General features: G+C 35.3%; 20 protein-coding genes. 4 read left to right on the forward strand and 16 right to left on the reverse strand.

Annotated elements, in window-relative coordinates:
* Positions 1 to 35: 35 nt before the first annotated feature.
* From IR213_RS10005 to IR213_RS10020, 4 genes are all read left to right on the forward strand, one after another.
* On the forward strand, positions 36 to 1,538 hold the full coding sequence (locus IR213_RS10005) for an OmpP1/FadL family transporter (protein ID WP_194312176.1): 1,503 nt from the start codon (positions 36 to 38) through the stop codon (positions 1,536 to 1,538).
* A gap of 158 nt (positions 1,539 to 1,696) precedes the next feature.
* Positions 1,697 to 2,998, forward strand: a complete 1,302-nt coding sequence (rimO, locus tag IR213_RS10010) for a 30S ribosomal protein S12 methylthiotransferase RimO (protein ID WP_194312177.1) — start codon at positions 1,697 to 1,699, stop codon at positions 2,996 to 2,998.
* 60 nt (positions 2,999 to 3,058) lie between these two features.
* The gene (locus IR213_RS10015) at positions 3,059 to 3,517 is read left to right on the forward strand and encodes a hypothetical protein (RefSeq protein ID WP_228479156.1); all 459 of its coding nucleotides are present in this window, start codon (positions 3,059 to 3,061) and stop codon (positions 3,515 to 3,517) included.
* An 86-nt stretch (positions 3,518 to 3,603) separates the two neighbouring features.
* On the forward strand, positions 3,604 to 4,470 hold the full coding sequence (locus tag IR213_RS10020) for an N-acetylmuramoyl-L-alanine amidase (protein WP_228479157.1): 867 nt from the start codon (positions 3,604 to 3,606) through the stop codon (positions 4,468 to 4,470).
* Positions 4,471 to 4,591: 121 nt separating this feature from the next.
* On the opposite strand, the gene IR213_RS10025 is transcribed toward IR213_RS10020, so the two are convergent.
* The 16 genes from IR213_RS10025 to IR213_RS10100 form a co-directional block, all read right to left on the reverse strand.
* Positions 4,592 to 5,407, reverse strand: coding sequence for a hypothetical protein (locus IR213_RS10025; RefSeq protein WP_194312180.1), 816 nt, complete (start codon positions 5,405 to 5,407; stop codon positions 4,592 to 4,594).
* A 435-nt stretch (positions 5,408 to 5,842) separates the two neighbouring features.
* Positions 5,843 to 7,195, reverse strand: coding sequence for an NAD-dependent succinate-semialdehyde dehydrogenase (locus tag IR213_RS10030; protein ID WP_194312181.1), 1,353 nt, complete (start codon positions 7,193 to 7,195; stop codon positions 5,843 to 5,845).
* Positions 7,196 to 7,251: 56 nt separating this feature from the next.
* A complete protein-coding gene (locus IR213_RS10035) occupies positions 7,252 to 8,697 on the reverse strand; it encodes an aldehyde dehydrogenase family protein (protein ID WP_194312182.1) in 1,446 nt (481 codons plus the stop codon).
* Positions 8,698 to 8,710: 13 nt separating this feature from the next.
* Positions 8,711 to 9,745 carry an ABC transporter ATP-binding protein gene (locus tag IR213_RS10040; RefSeq protein ID WP_194312183.1) on the reverse strand — a complete coding sequence of 345 codons (1,035 nt, stop codon included), beginning with the start codon at positions 9,743 to 9,745 and terminating at the stop codon, positions 8,711 to 8,713.
* 77 nt (positions 9,746 to 9,822) lie between these two features.
* A complete protein-coding gene (locus tag IR213_RS10045; protein ID WP_194312184.1) occupies positions 9,823 to 10,596 on the reverse strand; it encodes an ABC transporter permease in 774 nt (257 codons plus the stop codon).
* A gap of 2 nt (positions 10,597 to 10,598) precedes the next feature.
* Positions 10,599 to 11,444, reverse strand: a complete 846-nt coding sequence (locus IR213_RS10050; protein ID WP_194312185.1) for an ABC transporter permease — start codon at positions 11,442 to 11,444, stop codon at positions 10,599 to 10,601.
* A gap of 17 nt (positions 11,445 to 11,461) precedes the next feature.
* Positions 11,462 to 12,538 carry a CaiB/BaiF CoA transferase family protein gene (locus IR213_RS10055; RefSeq protein ID WP_228479158.1) on the reverse strand — a complete coding sequence of 359 codons (1,077 nt, stop codon included), beginning with the start codon at positions 12,536 to 12,538 and terminating at the stop codon, positions 11,462 to 11,464.
* A gap of 26 nt (positions 12,539 to 12,564) precedes the next feature.
* Positions 12,565 to 13,656, reverse strand: coding sequence for an ABC transporter substrate-binding protein (locus IR213_RS10060; protein WP_194312186.1), 1,092 nt, complete (start codon positions 13,654 to 13,656; stop codon positions 12,565 to 12,567).
* Positions 13,657 to 13,694: 38 nt separating this feature from the next.
* Positions 13,695 to 14,345 carry a GNAT family N-acetyltransferase gene (locus IR213_RS10065; RefSeq protein WP_194312187.1) on the reverse strand — a complete coding sequence of 217 codons (651 nt, stop codon included), beginning with the start codon at positions 14,343 to 14,345 and terminating at the stop codon, positions 13,695 to 13,697.
* Between the two features lie 51 nt (positions 14,346 to 14,396).
* Positions 14,397 to 15,818, reverse strand: coding sequence for an aldehyde dehydrogenase family protein (locus IR213_RS10070; RefSeq protein WP_194312188.1), 1,422 nt, complete (start codon positions 15,816 to 15,818; stop codon positions 14,397 to 14,399).
* Positions 15,818 to 17,116, reverse strand: coding sequence for an aspartate aminotransferase family protein (locus tag IR213_RS10075; RefSeq protein ID WP_194312189.1), 1,299 nt, complete (start codon positions 17,114 to 17,116; stop codon positions 15,818 to 15,820). The genes IR213_RS10070 and IR213_RS10075 overlap by 1 nt, the downstream gene beginning before the upstream one ends.
* Positions 17,109 to 17,594: an Lrp/AsnC family transcriptional regulator gene (locus IR213_RS10080; protein ID WP_194312190.1), complete on the reverse strand. Its 486-nt coding sequence runs from the start codon at positions 17,592 to 17,594 to the stop codon at positions 17,109 to 17,111. Before IR213_RS10080 ends, IR213_RS10075 begins: the two co-directional genes overlap by 8 nt.
* Positions 17,595 to 17,670: 76 nt before the next feature.
* Entirely contained in the window at positions 17,671 to 19,248 is a 1,578-nt protein-coding gene (locus tag IR213_RS10085; protein ID WP_194312191.1) for an amidohydrolase, read from the reverse strand.
* A 63-nt stretch (positions 19,249 to 19,311) separates the two neighbouring features.
* Positions 19,312 to 20,655 (reverse strand): aspartate aminotransferase family protein, encoded by a 1,344-nt coding sequence (locus IR213_RS10090; RefSeq protein ID WP_194312192.1) that lies wholly within the window; start codon positions 20,653 to 20,655, stop codon positions 19,312 to 19,314.
* A 46-nt stretch (positions 20,656 to 20,701) separates the two neighbouring features.
* A complete protein-coding gene (locus tag IR213_RS10095) occupies positions 20,702 to 21,367 on the reverse strand; it encodes a GNAT family N-acetyltransferase (protein ID WP_194312193.1) in 666 nt (221 codons plus the stop codon).
* A gap of 11 nt (positions 21,368 to 21,378) precedes the next feature.
* Positions 21,379 to 22,035: a GNAT family N-acetyltransferase gene (locus tag IR213_RS10100; protein WP_194312194.1), complete on the reverse strand. Its 657-nt coding sequence runs from the start codon at positions 22,033 to 22,035 to the stop codon at positions 21,379 to 21,381.
* Between the last annotated feature and the right edge of the window lie 2 nt (positions 22,036 to 22,037).

Here is a 22,037-nt window from a genome sequence, read left to right on the forward strand (position 1 = left end):
TTTTAAATAAAATATAAAACCTTAATTGAAAAAAGATGAAAAATTATATATTACTTTTATTTGCTGGTTTCACTTTTAGTGTTGCTCAATCACAAGAAATTCCTGACGCCATACGTTATGCACAAGATAACTTAAGCGGAACGGCTCGTTTTAGAGCGATGAGTGGTGCTTTTGGAGCACTTGGTGGAGATTTATCATCCATAAATATAAATCCTGCAGGTTCTGCAGTTTTTGCAAATAATCAACTTACGATAACACTAAGTAATTTCAACACAAAAAACAATTCAAACTATTATGGAACGAATACCTCAGCATCAAAAAATTCTTTTGACTTGAACCAAACTGGAGGTGTTTTTGTTTTTAAAAACCAAAATCCATCTGGCGATTGGAAAAAGTTTTCATTGGCAATCAACTATGAAAATATGAATAATTATGACAATTCTGTATTTTCTGCAGGAACAAATCCAACTAATTCTGTTGCCAATTATTTTGTGAGTTATGCGAATGGTGTTCCTCTAGATGTTATACAAAACTCCTCTTATGGAGAATTGGATCATGGTGGTCAACAAGCTTATTTGGGATATCAAGGGTATGTTATCAATCCCGCTACTAACCTTCCAAGTAATGTACAATATAACTCAAATGTAACTGCCGGAGGTAATTACAATCAGGAAAACAACGTATATTCTAATGGATATAATGGGAAATTATCTTTTAATGCTGCCACTTCGTACAAAGATAAATTGTATATAGGTATCAATTTAAATTCGCATTTCACAGATTTTACACAATCTTCAAGTTTTTATGAATACAATAACAACTCTGTGAACGCTGATTATACCGTAAAAAATTTGCGCTTTGATAATAACTTACACACCTACGGCACAGGATTTTCATTTCAAATAGGCGCCATTGCAAAAGTCACGAATGAAATCCGTTTAGGATTAGCATATGATTCGCCTGTGTGGTATAATTTGAGTGATGAGTTTTCGCAAAAACTAGTTGCCGTGAGTGCCAATACAATTGAAGTATTACCACCTGATATAGTTGATCCGAATATTGTAAATTACTATGCTCCTTATCAATTAGATACTCCAGGGAAGTTTACAGGAAGTTTTGCCTACGTCTTTGGAAAAACCGGATTAATAAGTATTGATTACTCCATAAAAGATTATGGAAACACAAGTTTTAGACCAGCAAACGATCCTTATTTTAGAGACGTGAACAACCAAATCAGTAATATTCTATCCACATCAGGAGAATTGCGAATAGGTGGTGAATATAAAATCAAGGAATGGAGCCTTAGAGGCGGATATCGTTTTGAAGAAAGTCCATACAAAAACAAAACAACTATTGGTGATTTAAATAGTTTTTCTGCAGGTTTAGGTTATAATTTTGGTATGTTCAAATTAGATTTTTCATATTCTCGTGCACATCGGGATTCGCACCAAGGTTTTTTTAATCAAGGTTTTACCGATGGCGCACATCTCAACACAAAAAACAACAACTTCTCAATGACTTTGTTATTTGAAATATAGCCTTTTAAACAATAAACTTAAAAAAATTAATAGAAAACCATTTCATTTATTGAAGTGGTTTTTTGATTTCGAAAGTTCATAAATAACCAAAGATTTATGCTCCTAAAAATAAAAATCGTAATTTTGCCAACTTCTCAAAATATCGGGAATATAAATCTATGAGAACCAAGTCTTTAAAAAAGAATAAAATCAACGTGATCACCCTTGGGTGTTCAAAAAATGTGTATGATAGCGAAGTCCTAATGGGGCAACTAAAAGCCAGCGGAAAAGACGTTGTACACGAAGAAGAAGGAAATATTGTTGTTATCAATACCTGTGGATTCATTGACAATGCCAAGGCAGAATCAGTAAATATGATTCTTGAATATGCAGACAAAAAAGAACGCGGTTTAGTCGACAAAGTCTTTGTTACCGGTTGTTTATCTGAACGTTACAGGCCTGATTTAGAAAAAGAAATCCCAAATGTTGATCAATTCTTTGGCACAACAGAATTACCTGCATTGTTAAAAGCTTTGGGAGCTGATTATAAACACGAATTACTTGGTGAACGTTTGACTACGACTCCAAAAAACTATGCTTATTTAAAAATTGCCGAAGGTTGCGACAGACCTTGCAGTTTTTGCGCTATTCCATTAATGAGAGGCAAACACGTTTCACAAACCATCGAAAAACTGGTAAGAGAAGCCGAAGGTTTGGCTAAAAACGGTGTGAAAGAATTAATATTGATTGCGCAGGATTTGACGTATTACGGTTTGGATATTTACAAAAAACGGAATCTTGGCGAACTATTAGAGGCTTTGGTAAAAGTGGAAGGAATCGAATGGATTCGTTTGCATTACGCATTCCCTAGTGGTTTCCCGATGGATGTTTTGGAAATTATGAAGCGCGAACCAAAGATTTGCAATTATATCGATATTCCGTTGCAACACATTTCAGATTCTATTTTGAAATCAATGAAACGAGGAACTACGAAAGAAAAAACGACTAAATTATTGCAAGAATTTCGCAAAGCTGTTCCCGGAATGACCATTAGAACCACATTAATTGTGGGTTATCCTGGCGAGACTCAAGAAGATTTTGAAATTTTGAGAGACTGGGTTCAGGAAATGAAATTCGAGCGGCTGGGCTGTTTTACCTATTCTCACGAAGAAAATACAGGTGCTTATGATTTGGTTGACGATGTTCCCGAAGATGTGAAACAAGATCGTGCCAACGAAATTATGGAAATTCAATCTCAAATTTCTTGGGATTTAAACCAAGAAAAAATCGGCAAAACCTTTCGTTGCATTATCGACAGAAAAGAAGGTGAGCATTTTGTGGGAAGAACAGAATTCGACAGTCCAGATGTTGACAATGAAGTACTTATAGAAGCTTCAAAACATTATGTGAAAACTGGAGAATTTGTAATGGTAAAAATTACTGATGCAACTGAATTTGATTTATTCGCAGAACCTGTTTAAATTTACAATTTTAATATTCTAAATATGAAAACTACAAAAACATTTTTAGCAAGCATATTTATGCTATTATCAATTACAACAATTTCTGCACAATATGGAAATAGTGGATACGGTGGTAATAGATACGGTGGCAATGGATATGGCAATGGTTACGGAGGAAATGGATATGGAAGTGGCGGAGGGATAAACCAAAGAAGTGAACCCGAAAAACCAAAAGAAATCCCTGCAGAAGTAACTGTAGCTAAAGTATTGGAAGACATGAAACCTGCCGTTGAACTTGACGAACTTCAAGTAATAGCCATATCAAATGTCCTAATAGAAAGTCTCAACACACAAGGTAGAATTCTAAAGCAAGATACTACTCAAGAGGAACAACTGAAAGATTTTCAAGCTCTTTCAGAAAATACAGACAGACAGATAATGAATTTTTTGAATACAGTTCAAAAAGAAAAATACCTCGCTTTTAAAGAAGATAGAAAGAATCCTAAAAAATCAAAATCTAAAGAAAAAAAGAAATAATTCCTTTTTCAAAAAGTCACCTACGATTAAACGGTATGAAACATTTTTCTACATCCTTTTTTTATTTCCTGATAATAGCAATTATCATGACTTCCTGCTCAACAAATCCATATAAAGCAAGCGAAAAATCATATAAAGAGCAGCTTCATGATTATAAAAAAACGATTTCAAATATGGAATCGGCAAAGTTGGAAACCAGCAGTACTACTATTTTGCCAACTCCTGAACTGGCTCCTATTGACCCTCTAATTCTTTACAAGGATACTCTATCCATAAAAGCACCTATTGCTTTACAAAATGGCATTAGTACTGAATGGATTAGTGCTGTAAACTTCAATCTTAGAAAACCAAATTTTATTATTATTCATCATACTGCCCAAGATTCGTTAGCTCAAACATTAAAAACCTTCACAGTTGCAAAAACTCAGGTGAGCTCTCATTATGTAATTGCTGATGATGGCAGGGTGGTTCAAATGGTAAATGATTACCTCAGAGCTTGGCATGGAGGAACTGCTTCTTGGGGTAAAAATACTGATATTAATTCGGCATCAATAGGAATCGAATTAGACAATAATGGCATTGAACCTTTTTCTGACAAGCAAATCATAAGTCTTTTGGCTTTGCTAACAAAACTTAAAAAAGATTATAATATTCCAACTCAAAACATAATTGGTCATTCAGACATTGCGCCAAGTCGAAAAACAGATCCAAGTAAGTTATTCCCTTGGAAAATTTTAGCTTTAAATGGTTTTGGTATTTGGCCAGATCAAGTTTTGGAACTTGCACCAGCTAACTTCAATGTGGAACAAGCATTGCGAATCATAGGATATAATACTAAAAATCTTCCTTCGGCTATCTCAGCCTTCAAACTTCATTATATTCAAACTGAAGTTGATAGTGTTTTAGATGAAAAAACCATCAATACTATTTATAATATTTATATGAAGCAATAGTTTTCTTTATGGAGTACAATAAAAAAGACTTTTTGATTCTTTCAAAAAGTCTTTTTCTTTTACAAAAAAAACTGCCAAAACACTAAAAAGCATTTTGGCAGTAAAAAAAATATTTTTAATATTAAAAGACTTTGAAAGTCATACCTCCAGAAATAAAATTTTTCTTTAAATCTCCGCTAGTATTATAATTACCGTTTTCATTGTAAGTATATCTAACAAAAACTGGAATACTATAACTGCTACTAATTTTAATTGATTTAGCAACATTTAATCCAACATTAGTAAACTTAAATCCATCTGTTAAATAATAAGCCTCACCTGCACCAGAACCATTTATAACTGCTCCCACAAATGGTCTGAAATCAACTCCAATACTTTTAGCTGATAATGTATACCCCAATTCTGAATAAGTAGAAAAATTTCTTTTTCCATTACTCTTATAATCCCCGCCAGCAACTAAAGTATTCCACTGAAAATCTAATGGCACTCCTTTGCTAGAAAAATTAAGCAATACAGATAAATCTAATGCTTGATTTGTTTTTTGATAATCAAAATAACTGTGTCTAGCTGTAGGATAATCATAGTAATAGTCACTTACCATCAATTTTACAATTGGAGAAACTTGATACGATACATACCAATCGAATTCATTGTAAGACAAATTATTTGGAGTTGAATCAGTTGTTAAATTAGTTGACCCCCAAACACCCACGGTCAACTTATCTGTAAAAGCATAAGATGCGTAAGGTTGAAATGCTACTTTTTTTGTAGAATTAAGTAAAAACCCTCTCCATAAATAAGGCAAAACAACATCCACAGAAGCAGTAAATTTACTAGCTGGTGCGTCTGCGACAGGTGCTGCAGCTGGAGGTGCATCTTGAGCAAATGCCATTGTACTCGTTAGCACTAAGGCTAAAATAATTACGATTTTTTTCATGTTTAAATTAGTTTTCATTATTAAATTGGTTTTGATTATTAATTTTATTTTAGTTATTCGATTGTTTTACTTTCTTTATTTTTTGTTATTTTTTTATTATTAATACCACTATTATTCTGCGAATTTATTGCCTTTTATCTAAATTGAACTCATAAAAAGATTTTTTTTGACTTTTATCGCTTCGAATTATTAATTACAAAAAATCATTTAAAAAAAATTGATAATCCATAATTAAAGTTTCAAATTTTACTATATTCATAATTAAATTATTTGAATACACCCCTGCTATTTGTGCAAATAATAAATTTTATTGTAAAAAAAATGATTTAATTGCATTTAAAATATACTTTTTAATATTCTATACCCCTAAAATAAGGGGGTGTTTTAACATTGTTATTATTAAATTGAATTTTAGCCCAACTATTCAACAACTAATTATTCAATAATTATCGATTTCATATTCATAAATTCTTTCATTCCAATATCAGACAATTCTCTTCCATAGCCCGATTTTTTTATTCCTCCAAAAGGAATACGGGAATCAGAACGCACTAATGAATTGATAAAAACATTGCCCGCTTCAATTTTTCTGGCTAACCTATAAGCCTTTTGTCTGTCTTCTGTCCAAATGGCTGAAGCCAACCCATAACGATGATTATTTGCTATTGCAATCGCATCATTTTCGTCTTTTGCTCTAATTATAGTTGCCAATGGTCCAAATGTTTCTTCCTGAAAAGCAATATTATTTGAGTCTACAAAATCTAATAATGTCGGTTGAAAATTGCAATTATCCTGCTCACCTCCCACTAAAATTTTAGCTCCTTGTTGCAATGATTTTTCCAATTGAAAACTCAATGTATTTGCAAACTCTAGTTTAGCCAAAGGCCCCATATTGATTCCATTTTGCAAAGGATTACCTTGATTTAAAGCATTTATTTTTTGAGCAAATAAATGAGCAAATTCGTCACCAATTTTTTCGGTAACAATAAATCTTTTGGCACAAATACAAGCCTGACCTGCATTAAGCATTCTCGATTGGGTAGCAATTGTTGCAGCCTTTTCAATATCAGCATCGTCTAACACTATAAAAGCGTCAGATCCGCCAAGTTCCATAACCGTTTTTTTGATATGTTTTCCTGCCAATGAAGCAACTGAAGAACCTGCCATTTCGCTACCGGTCAGTGTTACCCCGCTTACAATATCAGAGGCAATTATTGATTCAACCTGACTTAAACTAATAGTAACCTGTTGAAAAACCCCTTCAGGAAATCCAGCCTCCAAAAAAGCACTTTCAATAGCTTTGGCACAACCTTGCACATTTGAAGCATGTTTTAAAATCGTTACATTTCCAGCCATAACTGCCGGTGCAGCATAACGCAAAACTTGCCAAAAAGGATAATTCCAAGGCATCACAGCAAAAACAGCTCCCGATGGATCATAAACCGACATACTTTTAAAAGGCGTGTCATAATGCACCTCTTTCAACATTTTTTCCGCATTCTCCGCATAGAAATCACAGTTTCCAGCCGATTTATCCACTTCAGATATACCTTCGGACAATATTTTACCCATTTCATTAGTAATCAACAAGCCTAATTCCTCTTGTCTAGCTCGAAGGATATTGGCTAATTTTTTCATTTTGTCTGCTCTTTCATGAAAAGTGGTTGTTCTCCAACTTTTATAAGCCTTTTCCGAAAGTTCAATTTTTTGAGTCAATTGTGCATTGGTCAAAATTTCGTGTTCAGCAATTACTGCTTGAGAATATGGATTAACAGATTTGATTATCATTTTATTTAATTTAAATTTTAAAATTTCTTCTAAAACATTTTTAATTCATAATTTATTTAATACCAACCCACTGGATCCGTATCTAAGTTGATGTTGACTTGTTTTACTTCGAGATAGTTTTCTATTCCGTACAGACCTAATTCTCGACCTGTTCCAGAGTGTTTGTAACCACCCCAAGGCATTTCATTGAACGTAGGATGATAGAAATTTACCCACCCAATTCCAGCTCTTATTTTTGGCATCACGCGATGAACTCTAGTAACATCTTGGGTAAATAATCCGTAACCCAATCCATATTCTGTGTCATTTGCCATAGCAATAGCTTCTTCTTCGGTAGAGAATTTTAGCAACGCTACAACTGGTCCAAAAATTTCTTCTCTGGCAATTCGCATATTTGGAGTCACGTTTGTAAAAATAGTGGGCTCAATAAAAAAGCCTTTACTATCATCAGAGTTTCCTCCAAAAGCCAAGGTTGCTTCACCTTTCCCAACTTCGATATAGGCTTTTACTTTGTCAAAATGGTTTTGAGAAACGATTGGTCCCATCGTAATTTCAGCATTTGAACCATCACCAACTTTTATATTTTTTGCTCTTTCAACAAATTGTTTTACAAACTCATCATAAATCGTATCCTGAATTAATATTCGGGAACCCGCTGTACAAACTTGTCCGCTATTGGCGAAAGCCGCAAACAATCCCCAATCTATAGCCAAATCCATTTTGCAATCATCAAATATCACAACTGGATTTTTACCGCCCAATTCTAAGGTTACTTTTTTAAGATTTTCGGCAGCAATTTTTCCAATGTATTTTCCTGTCGAAGTTCCGCCGGTAAAAGCAATTTTATCAATTTTAGTATTGCTGACTAAAGCATTTCCAGCAATTGGACCATCTCCGGTTACAATATTAATTACTCCTTTTGGAATATCTAATTCATCTATTAATTTAGCCAAAAATAAAGCCGTCAATGGTGTAACTTCCGATGGTTTCAAAACCACCGTGTTTCCTGCTGCGATTGCTGGCCCTAGTTTCCAAGCACACATTAAAAACGGAAAATTCCACGGAATAATTTGCGCACAAACACCAATCGCTTCGCGGGTTACATAACTGAAAGAATTTCCGGGAACATTCATTGTTTCACCGTGAATTTTTGTGGTTAATCCTGCATAAAACTCAAAACAGGAAGCGGCATCATCAATATCAAATTCGGCTTCACGAACTGGTTTACCGTTGTTTTTAACTTCTAGTTTCACTAAATCTTCGAAATTTTCCCTTATTTTTCCAGCAATGGAGAACAATATTTTTTGACGGTCTTGCGCCGTTTTACTTTTCCATGCTGAACCATCAAAAGCCGCTCTGGCGGCATCTACAGCACTATTCACATCTTCAATTTGTGCTTCCGGAACGGTTGCTATCACCTCTTTTGTAGCAGGATTTAGTATGTTTCGTGTTTTTTTGGAAACAGAATCTACAAATGCTCCGTTGATATACATTTTATACATATTTTCTATTTTATTAATTATAAATCTGAATTAAATTAGGTGAAAAATAAATAGTCACCGACTGTCCAATAATTTTTGTCAATGCCACTGATGAATCTTCGGTTTTGATAATTTTTTGTCCAGAAGCTGTTACCAATTTGTATTTTCTATGATTCCCTACGAAAATTACGTCTTCAATAGTAACTTTTAAAGAAATATTAGTCATTGAATCGAAAGAAACATTTTCAGGTCTGATGAACAAAATAGCTGTAGCTGAATTGATTTTGTGATCAAAATCAAATGTTTTATCTTCGAAAGTAAACGAAGACGTATTTCCAGTTTTCACGGGAATCAAATTAGCTTCACCTATAAAACCGGCAACAAATTTTGTTTTTGGATGATTGTACAAAGTCTGACTATCAGACAATTGTTCAATAATTCCTTGATTCATCACTGCAATTCGATCAGACATCGTTAGTGCTTCTTCCTGATCATGTGTCACATAAACAAAGGTTTTATTTAAATCTTTGTGCAATTGTTTCAATTCAAATTGCATTTGCTTTCTTAATTTTAAATCCAATGCGCCAAGCGGTTCGTCCAACAATAAGATTTCAGGATCGGGAGCAATCGCTCTGGCAATGGCAACTCTTTGCTGTTGTCCACCAGACATTTCAAAAGGTTTTCTGGTTTTGAAAGCTTCCATTTGAACCAATTCCAGCATTTCATCTACTCTTTTGTTAATCTCCGATTTACTCAATTTCAATTGGTGCAAACCAAAAGCAATGTTATCTGCCACGTTCAAATGTGGAAACAAAGCATAGTTTTGAAAAACCGTATTCACGTTCCTTTTATAAGGAGGCAAATTCGTAATATCCAGATTACTTAGTAAAACCTGCCCGCTGTCAGGCATTTCAAAACCGGCAATCATTCGCAAAGTGGTAGTTTTCCCGCATCCACTGGGTCCCAAAATGGTTAAGAATTCCCCATCCTTAATTTGTAAATCCAAATTATTGACGATATGAGAACTCCCGAACGATTTATTAATGGCTTTTAATTCTAATTTACTCATTTTAAAAAATTATTTTAAATTTTGAATTATAAATATTGATTTTACAACTGTATTCAATTTTAAATTTATAATTATTATTACTTTTCTTTATTAAATTTTAACGACATAAAAATAGCCGTTGATGAAACCAAAAACACTAATGTTGCCACAGCATTTACTTCAGGTGTTATTCCGCGACGCATCATCCCGTAAATCTCGATTGGCAGGGTATTTTCTCTTGAAATCAAGAAAAAAGTAACCGGAATTTCATCCATCGAAAGTACCAAAGACAATAAAACAGCACCAATTATGGCCGTTTTTATGTTTGGCAAAATCACCTTGAAGAAAGCCTGCAATGGATTTGCTCCCAAATCGAAAGCCGCCATCTCTAAATACGGATCTAATTTTTTGAATCGAGCCAAGATTTGCGTAATCATAATTGCTATCAAAAAGGTCGTGTGACCAATTAAAACCGCTGTCAACGAAAGCGGAATTCCTATCATTGGAAAAAAGCTCAACATCGCCACACCAGTTACAATTCCAGGCAAGGTTATTGGTAATAAAATGATTTTTAACAATAAACTTTTTCCAAAATAATTGTATTTATGCAAAGCATAAGCCGATGGAATTCCAATAATTAAAGCGGCAATTGTACTTGAAATAGCAATAAAAAAACTAATTTGAACTGCCTGAATCATTGATTTATTATGAAACAATTTTACGTACCAATCAAACGAATAATGTTCGATAGGAAAGGAACTCACCGACTCTTTGTTGAATGAAAACCAAATAATAATGAGTATCGGGAAATATAAAAACCACAACACTGAAAATGCAGAAAAGGAAACGATAAAGGATCTAAGTTTATTCATAATTATTGTGTTTCGTGTTTTTTTTCATAGCGCGATGAGAATTCCAATAATAGAAAAACCAAAACCAATAAAACCACTCCTACTGCCGAACCCAATGGTTTATCATTGGATGTTCCAAATAAATTTTGGACAATATTCGAGATAAATAATGTGTTTGGTCCTCCCAAAAGTGATGCTGCAAGGAAATCGCCCAAGGTTAAGACCAGCGCTAGTGTTCCTCCCGAAATTACTCCCGGCAAGATCAAAGGAAAAATCACCTTCCAGAATGTCTTCCAGGAATTGGCCCCTAAGTCTTTGCTGGCTTCCACCAATGATTTTGAAATTTGCTCAAATGAAGTATAAATTGGAATACAGACAAATGGCAAAAAGATATAAATCAAACAAAGAATTACAGAAAAATCGGAATATAAAACGAACCTCAAGGGTTTGTCTATTATCCCCAAATTCATTAGTGAAGAATTAAAAATTCCTTGTTCTCCCAAAATGATTTTCCAAGCATACGCCCTCACAATGTAAGACATCCAAAAAGGCAAAACTATAAGTGTATAATAAAATGATTTGTGCTTTTGCACTTTGAATGCAATAAAATAAGCCAATGGCAAACTCAACAAAATGCAAACCAAAGCTACGATTATGGCATAAATAAAGGTTCTTGTGAGCGTTTCGTAATACAACGGATTAGTAAATATTTTGATATACGAATCCAAATTGAAATGATAAATCACTTTACCAAAATCATCGGTTGTCAAAACACTTTGCGTTAAAATAAAACAATAGGGTAAAACCAAAAACAGGAACAACCACAGTAAAAGCGGTGTCAGAAGGAAGTATTTGTTTGCTTTTTTCATTATAATCTTTTAGTAATTTAAAAAATATCAAAAACAGCCGTAGCCATTCTTTTTGTGATTTGGCCGTCTTTCAAGGTTTCTGATAAAATCAATTTTTGTGCGGTTTCATTGTCTAAAACTTCGTCCATCGAACGAATATCTCCACACGGAACATTGTTGTTTTTTAGCTCCTTTAATAGTGTTTTACTATCAAATTTTAAAAATGCTTTCGCCAATATTTTTCCCAATTTCTTTCGATTTTGAACCCGAATAGAATTTGATTTAAATAAATCTAAAGCATTAATATTTTCCATATTCAGACATTTACAAAGCGATGAAAATTGTTTATCATTCCCAACAGCAAGCACAATCGCTTTACCATCATTGGTATAAAAAGTTTCTCCATAAGGAGCAATATTCGGATGCAAACTTCCCATTCTTAGAGGAATTTCACCACCCATTAAATAGTTCGTCGCTTGATTTGCCAATGACGAAAGTGCTGCATTATATAACGAAATGTGAGCCGTTGCTCCCAAACCAGTTTTGGAACGTTGCAATAAAGCCACCAAAATCGCTTCTTTCAACTGATGCGCAGCTAAAACATCTATCAATGCAATTGGCATTTTTAATGGAACCCCATCCGCTTCGCCATTGATGTACATAAAACCGGCTTCGGCTTGAAGAACTACATCAAAAGCTGGAGTTTCATCATCAATACCATAACCACTAATTTGGGCATAAATTAGTTTTGGGAATTTTTTGCGCAAAGCAATCGCATCCAATCCTAATTTTTTTGCTGATGAAGGCTTGAAATTAGAAATCACGACATCTGCCGAAGCAATATGATTCAACACCATTTCGAAATCTGCAGCCTTTTTTAAATCTGCCCAAAGAATAGTTTTGTTGTAATTCACACTACTATAATAGGCAGATTGAAGGTTTTCTTTTTCTGTTTCCAAACGCCAACTTCGCGTTATATCTCCATTATTTGAAGGGTTTTCAACTTTTAGAACTTTTGCTCCAAGTTCAGCAAAGAACATTCCAACAGCTAGACCAGCCAAAACTCCTGCAAGCTCAACTACTTTTAAATCAGCAAACAATTCTTGTTTTTGCATCTAGAAATAATGGAATCAAAAAAAATTTATTGATTTTTTACTTCGCTCCAAATTTCGTTGTAACGTTTTCTGTTTTTTACAGGTTGCCAGAAATTCAAGGTTTTAAACATAGAATCCATACTTGCCACGCCCATTAATTTTTGGGTTTCAGGAGTCAAAAGTGCATTAGCTTCTGGGTTTGAAACATAATATTGGGTAAATTCAGCAACTTTAGCCATAACTTTTGGAGAAGAAACATAATCCAACCAAAGTTGCGCCAATTGTTTGTTTTTAGCATCTTTTACAATCATCAAACGGTCAATCCAACCTGTTGCTCCTTCTTTTGGAATCACAGATTTGATATTCATTCCTTGTTTGTTTAAGTTAGCTGGAGTTAACGGCCAACCCACAGCAGCAACAATTTCTTTGTTTTTAAAAAGGTTATCTAATTCCCCTGCCGAAGCCCAGTTTTTACGAACTTGAGGTTTCATTGCAACCAATTTTGCTTTACAGGCAGCTAATTGTTCTTCAGTCATATTGTACAAAACAGATTGGTCTGTTTTGTCATAGCCCAACATTTGAGCTGCTAAATAAATAGTCGAAATATCATCGTACAAGGCAATTTTTCCTTTGTATTTTGGATCCATAAACAAATCCCAAGATGTTGGAGTTTCTTTAATCACATCGGCATCATAGATTAAATAATCTGGTCCCCAAGTAAAAGGCATACCATAAGTTTTACCGTCTTTTTGAACATCTTTCATTCCCACGAGAACTGGAGAAAGTGATTTCCAAGCTGCAATTTGACTTTCATCAATTGGCTCTACCAAACCAGATTCAACAATATAACCAGCAACATCAGACGACGGTGTGATAACATCATAACTCGAGCCACCACCACTTTGTAATTTAGAAACCAATTCATCCGAAGAACCAAAATAAGTTCCTTTGACAGTAACTCCATATTTTTCTTCAAATGCTTTGGTAAACGAAGCATCGGCATAGCCTTCCCAAGCTAGAATATTCAAAGTTGAACCTTTTAATGCCGCTAAATCTAATGTTTTAGCTTCTTCCGTTTTTTTGCCACAGCTTGAAACCAAGCCAGCAATTAATAGTAATGATACTACGATTTTTTTCATTTTTTTAGTTTTATTGGTTATTGTTAATAGAAAAATAATTAGTGATTTTCGCTTAATTTAGTATTTGGATCCAAAGGCCAGTACATTAATACCGAACAATTTCCGCTTCGTGGATCGTCTAAATAATCGAATAATGGTTCCACCAAAATGAATCCACATTTGGTTTGAGCCGTAACCGTTGGGTCAATAATTTCGCCTTTGATTAATTTGTCGCAATATTCGGCAATGTTCATTTGGTCTTTCACTTTGTCAAATCCAATAGGCATTCCGGCTGTCATTTGGCCTTTAGTTCCCATGGCTCTAGCAACTTCCTGACGCGCATTATAGATTTCCCGTCCAATTCCTTTTCCTTGATAATCAGGATGAACTGAAACGTCTAATCCATAAAGCCAATCCGCTTTTGGGTCGTGCGTTCCTAGCCATAAATTATCTGAAATCTCTAAGAAAGTATGATGTCCTTTGTGGTAATTTTGCATCAAAGTAGTTGTTGCAGCAATAACTCTATCTCCATCTAAAACAATCATTTGTCCTTCAGGAAAAATTTCAATATGCCTTTTATATTGCGCTTCTGTCATTAATTCCTCTTCCGACAAAGTTGGAAAAACAATTTTTTGAAGTTCAGCTTCTTGTTTTGCATATTCTGGAGTAGCTGTTTGCAATATATATTTGCCCAAAATTTCTTTTTTCATAATTTGATGTATTTACACCTGACAGGTTTTAAAAACCTGTCAGGCATTGTATTAAGACATATTTCCGTAACTGATTAATTTTAATTCTAGGTATTCTTTCAATCCTTCAGAACCCGATTCGTGACCAATTCCGCTACTTTTTATTCCAACAAAAGGTAATTCTGTTCCGTGAGCCGCCCATTCATTGATTCCCACCATTCCAAATTCTAGATTCTCAGCATAGAAATTAGCGGTTTTGATGTGATTCGTAAACACGTAAGAAGCCAAACCAAATTCAGTGTCATTCGCCCATTCGAGCACCTGTTCTTTGGTTTCGAAAGGAATTACAATCATCAATGGTCCAAAAACTTCGGTCTTGATGAATTCTTGATTTTGTCTGGCTTCAATTAGAGCCGGATTAACGAAAAATCCTTTATCCGAAGCTTCTCCACCAATATGAATTGTTGCTCCTTCCCTTTTTGCTTTTTCGAGCATTGCCAAGGAATGTTTTTGCTGCGTTTTATTAATTAATGGTCCAACAAAATCAATATCGTCGCCATTAATTCCGGTTTTCAATTTCGAAATATCATCTTTTACAATGGAAACAAATTGATTAAATATATCCGAATGAACATAAAAACGTTGTGGAGAAACACAAACCTGACCACAATTTCTTAATTTGGCAACAATAGCCTGATGTGCAATTGCTTCCACATCTACATCTTTTTCGATAATTACCGGAGCATTTCCACCCAATTCAAGCGACAATTTAGTCGATGTTTTTGAAGCGCCATCCATCAGAATTTTTCCAACTCTGGTGCTTCCCGTAAAACTTATTTTTTTTAATAATGGGTTTTCAACCATCTCTGTTCCTGTAGAAATAGGTTCTGTGTTGATTAAGTTGAAAACTCCTTTTGGGATTCCGGCTTCGTGCAAAGCTTTTGCCATATTAAAACTAGACAAGGGCGTAAATTCTGAACCTCTCATTATCACGCTACAACCCGCTGCTAAAGCAGCCGCAACCGCTCTTGCAGGATTATAAGCTGGGAAATTCCAAGCGGTAATCACCCCAACAACTCCTAAAGGTTGGTAAATTACCATAGAACGTTTGTCGATTCTGCTGGACGGAATCACTCGACCATAACTGCGTTTTCCTTCTTCGGCGTACCATTCAAAAAGGTTGGCCGAAACTTGCCATTCGCCACGGGATTCCAGCATTGGTTTTCCCGTTTCCAGCGAAGTTTCTTTGGCGAAAGCCTCCACATTGGCACGCATATAATTGGCTGCCTTTTTCAGAAATTCAGCTCTAAAATAAGGCGTCGTGTTTTTCCAAGTTTTGAAAGAAGCATCGGCAGCAGCAATCGCTTTTTTACAATCGGCAGCATTTCCGAAAGGAACTTTGTCTAAAATTTCTTCGGTAGATGGGCTTTGTAAATCCCAAGTTGCACCATCAATGGCGTCACACCATTCTCCGTTTATATATTGCTTTCTCATTAGAGCACTTCTTTTATAGTTTCTTCCAAAATAGCCAACCCTTTTTCCAATATTTCGTCTTCGATAAATAAAGGGCTCAATATTCGGATGCAATTTCCGTAGGTTCCGGAAGTGATGACAATTAATCCTTTTGCAAGACATTTATCAACAATTGCTTTTGTTGAAACTCCATCAGGAATTCCTGTTGTTGGATTTGTAAATTCGATTGCCAACATTGCGCCCAATCCGCGAACATCAGTAATGTTATTTGGATATTTTGACATCAATTGGTTGAACTTTTCACGAACAATTTCGCCCACTTTTTGACCGGCGGCATTGATGTTGTTATTTTGCATATAATTGATACTTGCCAATGAAGCTACACAACTCAATGGCCCACCAGGGTATGTTCCTCCAATAAGTCCAGGTTTAACAGCATCCATAATTTCGGCTTTGCCAATAACAGCTCCCATTGGCATTCCGCCACCCATAGATTTTGCCCAAGTGGATAAATCCGGAGTTACTCCAAAATGCTCGTAAGCTGCCCATTTTCCGGTACGTCCGAAACCGGATTGCACCTCATCAAAAATCAAGAAAATGTTATTTTCGGTACAGAATTTACGTAAATACTGCACATATTTTTTAGACGCTACGGTAAATCCGCCTTCGCCTTGCACCAATTCCATAATGATTGTAGCCGTTTGAGTTATCGAAACCGTTGATGAAAAAGTTTTGTGTAACTTCATAATCATCAAATCATCAAACTCATCCTGAGTCATTCTGGCGTTCATACTCGGTTTGTAATACGGATATTCCAAACGATACACTTCAGGAGCATACGGTCCAGCACCTTCTTTGTATTTCACGTTAGATGTCAAGGTCATTGCCATCATTGTGCGTCCGTGAAACGAACCGTCGTAACAAATAATTCCTGATTTTCCGGTTACGGCACGAGCAATTTTGATGGCGTTTTCAACAGATTCAGCTCCTGATAATGTCAGCATTACTTTGGTGGAATCTCCGTGAGGAAGTATTTCGCACAATTTTTCGGTTAAGTCCAGATATTGCTCATAGACAGAAACATTAAATGAAGCGTGAATAAATTTATCAGCTTGATTTTTTATGGCTTCAATAATTTCGGGCACACCGTGTCCTGCGTTATTTACTCCAATTCCTCCTGCGAAATCTATTAATTCTCTACCATCGGCGTCAATTACTATCGCTCCTTTGGCTGATTGAATGCTGGAAGGATTGAAAATTCCCAAAGCGTTTGGTACACTTTTTTTTCTTCTCTCGTATAATTTGTCTGTATTATTCATTGTTTTTGCTTGATAATTTTGCTAATTCTAAATTGGGTTGTGAAATTTTATATATTTTCATATACATATTGGTTTTGGTATCAAAAACACCGTCCAAAACGTGTATTTTTTTGCCAATCAATTCATTGAGATGTTCCATATCGCGGCACATTACATTGGCTTCAATGTCAAAATCGCCGGATACCAATGCCAAAAAACTAATTTCCGGCAACTTTATTAATTCTTCAAAAATAGAGTTCATAAACGTCTTTGGTTTAACCGAAATTAAGACACTTGCATAGGCATTAAATCCAATTTTATTGGGATCAATCCTGCCAATTATTTTCAAAGTGCCATCTTCGACCAAATTTATAAAACGGTGTCGAATCGTGCTCACAGCTACATTAATTTCTTTCGAAATTTCCGTAAATGACATTCTGCCGTCTTTTTGAAGCAGTTTCAATATCTGGTAATCTAATTCGTCGTCGAGTGCGCTCATTGGTTGTTGGTTGTTGGTTATTGGTTGACAGTTGTTCTTGTTAATTTTCCATAAACCAACAACTGTCAACCAACAACTATTTTTTATATTTTAATTCTCCGTGTATCCAGGTTTCACTGGCTTCAACGGCAGAAACATTTTCTAATTCAAAAGGATTTTTATCCAAAACAATAAAATCGGCAAATTTCCCTTTGCAAAGACTTCCTTTTATATGTCCCAAATTATCGGCAAAGGCACTTCCAAGCGTGTAAGCTTTTAAAGCTTGCTGGAAAGTGATTTTTTGGGTTTCGCCAATGACAAAACCATCGGCAGCTTTTCGTGTTACAGCAGTTTCCATATTGACCCACGGATTTATTTCTTTCACAACAGGACCATCAGTTGATAATGCCAAGTTTATTCCGTTATCCAAAACGGTTTTGCAAGGATAAACTACATCCAATAAATCGTCCGGCAAGGTACTTTTGAAATTATTTGCCAATTCGTAGATAAAAATCGGCTGCATTGCGGCAGTCATATTCATCGTCTGGAAATCCTTTATGTTTTCATTGGACAAAAATCCAACGTGTTCTATTCTGTGTTTTAAAGTGTTGTCAATTTTGAATAAATTGCGATACACTTTTAAAGTCAAGTCGACTGCCTGATGGCCAATGGCGTGTGTTGCCACTGAAAATCCTTTGTCAACGGCTTCTTTGGCAGTTTCATAAAATTTATCGTAATCCAATCGCAAAACACCTTTGTATCCATCCGTATTCTTGTAAGCAACATTCAAGGCTGCTGTTGCAGAACTTAAACCTCCGTCAGAAAAGAACTTTACGGTTTTTATTTGCAAAAATTCCGATTCATAAATTTCTGGCAAAACCTGAATTTCGTCACTTCCGTCAGGAATTCTGAGCGGGAAAACATTCATTCTCACTTTTAACAAACCTTCCTTATCCAATCGGATATAAGCATCCAAAAGTTCTTCATTTGCAGCAGGATCCGTAGCGCTTGTAATTCCCAAACTCAATAAATAATTATGTGCTTCGAGAATCATATTTTTGTATTCGTCGAAAGTAAAAGCGGGAATATTATTCATAATCAATCCCAACGCTCTTTCGGTAAAAATGCCTTGTAGACTTCCGTCTTTATTTTTGCGAATTTCTCCACCAAAAGGAACTTCAGTTGCTTCTGAAACTCCCGAAATCTCAATGGCTTTTGAATTGGCAATACCTATGTGAGCACAGGTTCTTATAACAAAAACAGGCCTGTCGGAAATCACTTCATCCAAATCTTCTTTGGTTGGCAATCGTTTTTCTTCGAGCACCATTTCGTTGATTCCACGAGCCATAATCCAATTGGTATTTGGATTTTTTTCTGAGAAATCTTTTAATTTTTCTTTGAATTCAACGATCGATTTTATGCCACGAACATCCAGCATATAAGTGCGAAGATGACCGATTTTCCATACGTGGATATGAGCATCATTAAGACCTGGGACGATAGTTTTGCCTTGAAAATCTATTGCTGCAGAAAAAGAAAAGAATTTATCTCGCAATTCGTTTTCAATTCCAATGCCTTCGATTTTGCCCAAATTATTAATTACCATAGCATTTGCTTTTGGAAAAGCATCATCCATAGTAATAATATTGGCGTTATATATTAACTTGAAATTCATTTTTTTTTCACTCACAACCCCTCATCAAAGGAAAGGGAAGTCGAGTATTTAAGTTATTTGAATCTATTTTCTTTCGGCTAAAACGTCAGCAATTGCTTGTTCAATTACGTCCATTCCTTCGTTTAATTGTTCGTCAGTGATTACAATAGGAGGCAAGAAACGGATACAGTTTGTGTATAAACCTGCACGGATCAAAATCAAACCATTAGAAACACATTTTTTGATTACTGCCATTGCAAAATCCATATCTGGTTCTTTGGTTTTTCTGTCTTTTACAAATTCTACGACAAGCATTGCTCCTATTCCACGAATATCACCAATGATTGAAAATTTGTCTTTCATTGCTGTCAAACGACTTGTAATGATGTTCCCAACGCTTGTGGCTTTTGCCAAAAATTCTGGTGTATTGATTTGTTTTACGGTTTCTAAAGCCGCTACAACTGCAAGCGGGCTTCCGGAATAAGTTCCTCCCACTCCACCTAAATGCGGTGCGTCCATAATATCAGCTCTACCAGTAGTTGCACTAATTGGCATTCCTGAACCGATAGATTTTGCCATTGTTACAATGTCTGGAATTACGCCAGAATGTTCGATAGAAAGGAATTTTCCTGTTCTTCCTGCTCCAGCCTGCACTTCATCGGCAATGAAAACAATACCGTGTTGATCACAAACTTGTCTTATCTTTTCAAGAAAACGTTTTGGAACCGGGATAAATCCACCTTCACCTTGAACTGGCTCAATGATAATTGCTGCCACTGCTGAAGGATCAACGTGGGAAATTAGATTTTGGTCAAAACGTTCGATACAAAAATCAATATATTCTTCTTCGGTCATAGAATCCGGTTTTCTGTACACATTTGGTGAATGAAAACGGTAAATATCTGGTGCGAAATTTCCGAAACCTCTTTTAAACAAACCGTATTTACTGGTCAAACTCAAAGTAAGCATCGTACGCCCGTGATAAGCGCCCTCGAAACAAATGATAGCTGGTCTTTTTGTGAAATATTTAGCTGTAGAAATAGCGTTTTCAACTGCTTCAGAACCAGAACAAGCTAATAAAGTTTTCTTTGGAAAATCGCCTGGAGTTATAGCGTTAAGCATTTCGGCAAATTCTATATACGGCTCGAAAGTAGTTACTAATGCACCAGTATGAATGTATTTCTCCATTTGATCTTTGATGGCATTGACAACTCCTTCAGGTCTATGACCCAAATTCACCATCCCAATTCCACCGGCAAAATCAATTAATTGATTTCCGTCAACATCCCACACCAAAGCTCCCTCTGCTTTTTCAACAACCACTTCGGTAGATTTCCCCAAACCCGCTGGCAAAGCTGCCATTCTTCTTGCTAATATTAATGCGCTTTTTGGACCAGGAATTTCTGATACTTTCTTAATATGTTTCATTTTTTTTGTTTTTAGACCTTTGGCGAAAGCCGCAGCCAATCATTATTTATTTAAAATATTTTTCTTCTAATTTAAAATTCTCATCAACCGGATAATACATCAAGATGCTTGCATTACCAGATTCAGGATCGTTTATATAATCATACAAAGGTTTAATCCATCGAAAACCAGCTCTCATTTGAGGTGTAATTGTTGGATCAGTAAATTCTTTTTTTTCTAATCTTTCACAATATTCCTCTATGGTCATTTGGTCTTTTACTTTTCCATAACCAATGGTCATTCCGGCAATTATTTGAACTTTTATACCCAATGTTCGACAAACTTGGTGCCGTGCTTTGTACATTTCTCTGGAAAGTCCTAATCCTCTATATTCAGGCAGAACACCCATATCAAAACCATACATCCAATCACCATCTGATTTGTGAGCATTTGTAATCCATAAATTATCACAGGAATCAAGAAATGTGTGTTCATGCTCAGGAAAATCACATCTAAAAGTACTGGCTGAACCAATAACTAAACCGTCTTTCTCCACAACCAGCTGACCTTCTGGAAACACTTTGATATGATTAGCAAAATGCGCTCTATTCATCAACTCTGATTCATGCAGAGTTGGAAAACACTGCGCTTGAACATATTCCATCCGTATTGCATCTTCCGGAATTGCAGTTCTCACAATAAAACTTCCATCTAAAACTTTATTATAAATCATAGGTTTAAATTTTAACGTGTTTTTTCAATTCTATAATTGTCATCTACAGGTAAATACATTAATACACATGCAAATCCTGCTTGAGGATCATCAATATGATTATAAAGAGGTCTAATCCACCTGAAACCTGCTTTCATTTGTGGTGTTATAGTTGGATCTGTAAACTTCTTGATTTCAAGAGCATAACAATACTCTTCTATGGTCATTCTGTTTTTTACCCTGCCATACCCTAACGTCATTCCCGCAATTAACTGCCCTTTTAACCCTAATTTTTTTCCTATTTCCTGTCTTGCCAAGTATAATTCTCTAGAGAAACCCATACCTCTATATTCAGGTAAAACTCCAATATCAATTCCATACATCCAATCACCTTCTGGAACATGAGTATTGGTTATCCATAAATTATCCGTAATTTCGAGATAAGTAGGATCGTGATTCGGAAAATTGCTTCTCATAGAACTGGCTGAACCAATGATGATTCCATCCATTTCAATCACAATTTGACCTTCAGGAAATATTTTTATATGATTAATAAAATGATTCCTATTCATCAATGCTGATTCGTGCAAGCTAGGATAACATTGTTTTTGAACGTACTCCATCTGAATTGCATCATCTGGAGTAGCGTTTCTAATTATAAAATCTTCTAAAATTTCTTTTCGAATCATAT

Origin of the sequence: Flavobacterium soyangense (genome assembly GCF_015277675.1) — a bacterium.
Lineage (GTDB): Bacteria > Bacteroidota > Bacteroidia > Flavobacteriales > Flavobacteriaceae > Flavobacterium > Flavobacterium soyangense.

Excerpts from the sequence above, each read along its gene's own strand:
- IR213_RS10070 (WP_194312188.1), bottom strand. The coding sequence starts at position 15,818 with ATGAGAAAGCAATATATAAACGGAGAATGGTGTGACGCCATTGATGGT.
- IR213_RS10060 (WP_194312186.1), bottom strand. The coding sequence starts at position 13,656 with ATGAAAAAAATCGTAGTATCATTACTATTAATTGCTGGCTTGGTTTCA.
- IR213_RS10005 (WP_194312176.1), top strand. The coding sequence starts at position 36 with ATGAAAAATTATATATTACTTTTATTTGCTGGTTTCACTTTTAGTGTT.
- IR213_RS10080 (WP_194312190.1), bottom strand. The coding sequence starts at position 17,594 with ATGAGCGCACTCGACGACGAATTAGATTACCAGATATTGAAACTGCTT.
- IR213_RS10050 (WP_194312185.1), bottom strand. The coding sequence starts at position 11,444 with ATGAAAAAAGCAAACAAATACTTCCTTCTGACACCGCTTTTACTGTGG.
- rimO (WP_194312177.1), top strand. The coding sequence starts at position 1,697 with ATGAGAACCAAGTCTTTAAAAAAGAATAAAATCAACGTGATCACCCTT.
- IR213_RS10085 (WP_194312191.1), bottom strand. The coding sequence starts at position 19,248 with ATGAATTTCAAGTTAATATATAACGCCAATATTATTACTATGGATGAT.
- IR213_RS10045 (WP_194312184.1), bottom strand. The coding sequence starts at position 10,596 with ATGAATAAACTTAGATCCTTTATCGTTTCCTTTTCTGCATTTTCAGTG.
- IR213_RS10090 (WP_194312192.1), bottom strand. The coding sequence starts at position 20,655 with ATGAAACATATTAAGAAAGTATCAGAAATTCCTGGTCCAAAAAGCGCA.
- IR213_RS10030 (WP_194312181.1), bottom strand. The coding sequence starts at position 7,195 with ATGATAATCAAATCTGTTAATCCATATTCTCAAGCAGTAATTGCTGAA.
- IR213_RS10015 (WP_228479156.1), top strand. The coding sequence starts at position 3,059 with ATGCTATTATCAATTACAACAATTTCTGCACAATATGGAAATAGTGGA.
- IR213_RS10035 (WP_194312182.1), bottom strand. The coding sequence starts at position 8,697 with ATGTATAAAATGTATATCAACGGAGCATTTGTAGATTCTGTTTCCAAA.
- IR213_RS10020 (WP_228479157.1), top strand. The coding sequence starts at position 3,604 with ATGACTTCCTGCTCAACAAATCCATATAAAGCAAGCGAAAAATCATAT.
- IR213_RS10025 (WP_194312180.1), bottom strand. The coding sequence starts at position 5,407 with ATGAAAAAAATCGTAATTATTTTAGCCTTAGTGCTAACGAGTACAATG.
- IR213_RS10065 (WP_194312187.1), bottom strand. The coding sequence starts at position 14,345 with ATGAAAAAAGAAATTTTGGGCAAATATATATTGCAAACAGCTACTCCA.
- IR213_RS10075 (WP_194312189.1), bottom strand. The coding sequence starts at position 17,116 with ATGAATAATACAGACAAATTATACGAGAGAAGAAAAAAAAGTGTACCA.
- IR213_RS10100 (WP_194312194.1), bottom strand. The coding sequence starts at position 22,035 with ATGATTCGAAAAGAAATTTTAGAAGATTTTATAATTAGAAACGCTACT.
- IR213_RS10055 (WP_228479158.1), bottom strand. The coding sequence starts at position 12,538 with ATGCAAAAACAAGAATTGTTTGCTGATTTAAAAGTAGTTGAGCTTGCA.
- IR213_RS10040 (WP_194312183.1), bottom strand. The coding sequence starts at position 9,745 with ATGAGTAAATTAGAATTAAAAGCCATTAATAAATCGTTCGGGAGTTCT.
- IR213_RS10095 (WP_194312193.1), bottom strand. The coding sequence starts at position 21,367 with ATGATTTATAATAAAGTTTTAGATGGAAGTTTTATTGTGAGAACTGCA.